Annotated in this window: 3 protein-coding genes; 1 reads left to right on the top strand and 2 read right to left on the bottom strand. The window is 70.0% G+C overall.

Annotated features, from left to right (window positions below):
• Window positions 1–30: 30 nt before the first annotated feature.
• On the top strand, window positions 31–2,466 hold the full coding sequence (gyrB, locus tag VGT80_RS12820; protein WP_327456382.1) for a DNA topoisomerase (ATP-hydrolyzing) subunit B: 2,436 nt from the start codon (window positions 31–33) through the stop codon (window positions 2,464–2,466).
• On the opposite strand, the gene recQ is transcribed toward gyrB, so the two are convergent.
• Together recQ and VGT80_RS12810 are read right to left on the bottom strand one after the other, a co-directional pair.
• Entirely contained in the window at window positions 2,463–4,307 is a 1,845-nt protein-coding gene (gene recQ / locus VGT80_RS12815; protein WP_327456380.1) for a DNA helicase RecQ, read from the bottom strand. The genes gyrB and recQ overlap by 4 nt on opposite strands.
• A 54-nt stretch (window positions 4,308–4,361) precedes the next feature.
• Window positions 4,362–5,181, bottom strand: an 820-nt coding sequence (locus VGT80_RS12810; RefSeq protein ID WP_327456378.1) for a TauD/TfdA family dioxygenase, incomplete at its 5' end; no start/stop codon positions are given.

Here is a 5,181-nt window from a genome sequence, read left to right as displayed (position 1 = left end):
CCCGACTCCGAGGCCCCGAAGGCCGATGGCCTGGACGCCAACGGCCTGGATGAAAACGGCCTCGACGCCAACGGCCAGGGCGACTACGGCGCGGATTCCATCAAGGTCCTCAAGGGGCTCGACGCCGTCCGCAAGCGGCCGGGCATGTACATCGGAGACACCGATGACGGTTCGGGCCTGCACCACATGGTCTATGAGGTGGTCGACAACGCGATCGATGAGGCCCTGGCCGGCTACGCCACCCGCGTCGAGGTGATCCTCAACGCCGACGGCTCCTGCACCGTCACCGACGACGGCCGCGGCATCCCCACCGACGTCCACGAGGGCGAGGGCGTCTCGGCGGCCGAGGTCATCATGACCCAGCTGCACGCCGGCGGAAAATTCGACCAGAATTCCTACAAGGTCTCCGGCGGCCTGCACGGCGTTGGCGTGTCCGTCGTCAACGCGCTCTCCGACTGGCTGAAGCTGAAGATCCATCGCGGCGGACAGGCCCACGAGATGGAGTTCCGGCGCGGCGATCCGGTCTCGCCCCTGGTCATCATCGGCAAGTCGCCGCTGCGCGAGAATGGCGAGTTCCTCACCGGCACGGAGGTCACCTTCTCGCCGTCGCTGGAAACCTTCGCCTTCATCGAATTCGACCGCAAGACGCTGGAGCACCGGCTGCGGGAGCTCGCCTTCCTGAACTCCGGCGTGACCATCTGGCTGAAGGACAACCGCGAGGCCGAACCCTTCGTCGAGGTCATGCACTACGAGGGCGGCATCGAGGCCTTCGTGCGCCACCTGGACAGCGCCAAGACCGCGCTGATCAAGCAGCCCATCGTCATCCGCGGCAAGCGCGACACGGTCGAGATCGACCTCGCCCTGTGGTGGAACGACAGCTACCACGAGAACGTCCTGTGCTTCACGAACAACATCCCGCAGCGCGACGGCGGCACCCACCTGGCGGCCTTCCGCTCGGCGCTGACGCGGATCATCACCGGCTACGCCGAAAGCTCCGGCGCGGCGCGGCGTGAGAAGGTCTCGGTCAGCGGCGACGACGCGCGCGAAGGCCTGACCTGCGTGCTGTCGGTGAAGATCCCCGACCCCAAGTTCTCATCCCAGACCAAGGACAAGCTGGTCTCCTCCGAGGTCCGCCCGGCGGTGGAGGGCCTGGTCTCCGACGGCATCGGCTCCTGGTTCGAGGAGCATCCCAACGAGGCCCGGCTGATCGTCCAGAAGATCGCCGAGGCCGCCGCGGCCCGGGAGGCCGCCCGCAAGGCCCGCGAGCTGACGCGGCGCAAGTCGGCGCTGGATATCTCCTCGCTCCCGGGCAAGCTCGCCGACTGCGCCGAGAAGGATCCGGCCAAGTCGGAGATCTTCATCGTCGAGGGCGATTCCGCCGGCGGTTCGGCCAAGCAGGCCCGCAACCGCGACAACCAGGCGATCCTGCCGCTCAGGGGCAAGATCCTCAACGTCGAGCGCGCCCGCTTCGACAAGATGCTGGCGTCCGAGCAGATCGGCACCCTGATCACCGCGCTGGGCGCCGGCATCGGCAGCGAGGACTTCGACATCGAGAAGATCCGCTATCACCGGATCATCCTGATGACCGACGCCGACGTGGACGGCGCCCACATCCGCACCCTGCTGCTCACCTTCTTCTACCGGCAGATGCGCGAGGTGATCGACCGCGGCTACCTCTATATCGCCCAGCCGCCGCTCTATAAGGCGTCCAAGGGCAAGTCGGTCCGCTACCTCAAGGACGACGCCGAGCTGGAAATCTACCTGATCGACGAGGGCGTCGACGGCGCGACCCTCGATCTGGCCAGCGGCGAACGCCTGGCCGGCCAGGACCTGCTGGCCATGGTCACCACGGCGCGCGGCGCCAAGGCCAATGTCGAGCGGCTGGCGACCCGGGCGCCGGCCTTTGCGGTGGAGCAGGCCGCCTTGGCAGGCTTGCTGACCGAAGGCGGCGATCCGGACGTGGCCGCCCGGCGGCTCGACCTCTACGCCGAGGAAGGCGACGGCGCCTGGGAAGGCGCCAAGGCGCAAGGCGGCGGCTATGTGTTCAGCCGCGTGAAGCGCGGCGTCTCCGAACGCATCGTGCTCGACGAGCTGCTGCTGCACGCCGCCGACGCGCGGCGCCTGGCCGAGCGCTCCCGCGAGCTCGCCAAACTGTTCGAAAAGCCGGCGGTCTTCACCCGGCGCGAGCGCACCACCACGGTCCGCGGCCCCATCGACCTCGTCAATGCGGTGATGGACAACGGCCGCCGGGGCCTCGCCATCCAGCGCTACAAGGGCCTCGGCGAGATGAACGCCGACCAGCTCTGGGAAACGACGCTCGACTCCAACGCCCGCACCCTGCTGCAGGTCAGGGTCGACCACGCGGAGGACGCCGGCGACATGTTCGCCCGCCTGATGGGCGATCTGGTCGAGCCGCGCCGCGAGTTCATCCAGGAGAACGCCCTGGACGCCGAGGTCGACGTCTAGGCCTCGAACCCGCGCACCACCTCGAGGACCGCATCGCCATAGCGGGCGAGCTTGCCTTCGCCGACGCCGTTGAGGCGCACCAGGGCGGCGCGGGCGGCGGGCCGGGCGGCGGCGATCTCGGCCAGCGTCCGGTCGTGGAAGATCACGTAGGGCGGCACGTGCTGGGCCTTGGCCTCGGCGCCGCGCCAGGCCCGCAGGGCCTCGAACAGCGGCTGGTCGTGCGGCGCCAGCGTCAGGGCCTCGCGTCCCTTCCGCGGCCGTCGCACCTTGGCCGGCGCCTCCTTGCGGGCCTGCATCAGCACCCGCCGCTCGCCGCGGAACACCGCCCGCACCGCCTCGGCGTCGCCGACGCCGACCAGCGGCCGGCCGTCGTTGGGGTCTTCCCGCAGCAGGCCTTCGAACAGCAGCTGGTCGGTCAGGTCGCGCCACTGGGCGAGGGTGAGTTCGGTCCCGATGCCCCAGGTGGAGAGGCTGGACTCCTGCGGGCTGACGTCCTTGGTCTTGCCCAGCAGATGGTCGATCAGCCGCCCGCGTCCGAACCGTCCCGCCAGCCGGTGCGCCGCCGACAGCGCCTTCTGGGCGGCCTCGGTGGCGTCGGTGGTCTCCACCGCGCCGGTGCAGAGGTCGCACTGGCCGCAGGCCTCGACGCCTTCTTCGCCAAAGTAGCGGCGCACGGCGGCGGCGCGGCAACCCGTGCCATCGAGCAGCGCGTAAAGCTGGCGGACCTTGCGGACCTGCACCTGCTTGACGCTGTCCTCCATCTCCCGCTCGCCGATGCGGCGCAGGGCCCAGGCCATGTCGGCCGCGCCATAGAGGGTGATGCCTTCGGCCGGATCGCCGTCGCGGCCGGCCCGGCCGATCTCCTGCCAATAGGCCTCGATGGAGGCCGGCGGATCGGCGTGGATCACGAAGCGGACGTCGGGCTTGTCCACCCCCATGCCGAAGGCGATGGTCGCCACCATCACCGCGGCGTCGGCCTCCAGGAATTCCTCCAGCCGCGTCTCGCGCAGCCGCCGGTCGAGGCCGGCGTGATAGGCGAGCGCCGGCACGCCGGCCGTCCGCAGCGCTTCGGCGAGCTTCTCAGTCCCGTCGCGCGAGCCTGAGTAGACCACGCCGGAACGGCCGGGGCGCGCGGTGACCAGATCGATGACCCGCTTCTCCTTCGGCCCGCGCTTGCGTTCGGCCGACAGGATGAGTTCGGGCCGGGCGAAGCTCGCGACGAACTCGGCGGCGTGGGTCAGATGCAGCTCGCCGCGGATATCGTCGCGTGTCCGGGCGTCGGCGGTGGCCGTGACCGCCAGCCGCGGGACGGTCGGGAACAGCTCGGCGAGCCGTCCCAACATCCGGTATTCGGGCCTGAAATCGTGGCCCCACTGGCTGACGCAGTGCGCCTCGTCGATGGCGATCAGGGCGAGCGGCGTGCGAGCCAGCCGGTCCAGCATCCACGGTTGCATCAGGCCTTCGGGCGAGACGTAGAGCAGGTCGAGCTCGCCGCGTTCGATCCTGCGCCAGGTCTCGGCCTTGGCCTCCGGCTCGACATTGGAATCCAGCCGGGCCGCCGCAACACCCGACTGCTGCAGCGCCGCCACCTGGTCGGTCATCAGCGCGATCAGCGGCGAGACGACGAGACCGAGGCCGGGCCGGATCAGGCTGGGGATCTGATAGCACAGGCTCTTGCCGCCGCCCGTGGGCAGCACGGCCATGGCGCTTCGGCCGGCCAGCACCTCGGCGATCACCTCGCCCTGCAGCCCGCGGAACTCCTCGTAGCCGAAGGTATGGCGCAGGATCTCGCGGGCGGCGTCCAGCGGCGTGGTGTCGGGCTCGGCGACGGCGAGGGTCATGCGTCGGTTATGGCGGCGAATCGCTGCCGAGGCGATGCGGCTTTCGAACCGTCGCTAGTTGGTCGCGTCCAGCCGACTGATCGAGACCTTCTGCGCCCAGTGCGAGCCCATCCGGTTCTGGAACTGGGTCGGGCGATCGGCGAGCACGTCGGTCTCCAGCCACAGGCGCTTCAAGTGTCGCACCTTGCCGGCGGCGCGGTCGTCCTCGTAGGCCGTGCGGCCGTGCAGCACGTGGTAGTTGTTGATGAACTGCATGTCGCCGGGCTGGAAATCCATCAGCACGGAGTACTGCCCGCCCTCCGCCATCTCCTGCATCCAGCTCAGCGCCTCTTCGGCCTTCGCCGTCAGGCGCGGCGCGTCGGCGTGGCGCTGCGAGGCCAGGATGTAGGGCCGGATCAGGCGGATGAAGAGCCGCTCGCCATGGCGGGTGAAGACCGGCATCAGGTACCAGCCGCGGCCGCCGGGCGCCTGTTCGCCGCGGTAGTCGTAGGGCTGCGGCTTGTAGAGCTCGGCGGCGAGGTCCGGGCGTTCCGCCACCAGGCGATTGTGCAGGGCCACGGAATTGCACACCGCCGAGAGCCCGCCGGAGACGCCCGACTGCAGGCAGAGCAGGCCCACCAGGTCCGAGCCGTCGCAGTGGAAGTCGAGGCCGACCTGGCCGAGCTCGTTGCCCCGCGCCGTCGGGTCGCCGGGCTGCTTGCCCTGGTCGGTCACATCGCCAAGCACATGGCCCTTGGCGTTCTGCGGCCAGGGCCGGCCGAGGTGCGCGCCGATGCCCCAATAGGCCAGGCACATGTCGTCGTTGGACCACCACTGGCGCGGCAGGCCGCGGATCAGCACGAAGCCGCGGCCGTCGATCAGCTCCTGCTCGATG

It is taken from the genome of Phenylobacterium sp., assembly GCF_035944335.1.
In the GTDB taxonomy this organism is placed as follows: Bacteria; Pseudomonadota; Alphaproteobacteria; order Caulobacterales; family Caulobacteraceae; genus Phenylobacterium.
This window is presented reverse-complemented; position numbering and strand designations above follow the sequence as displayed.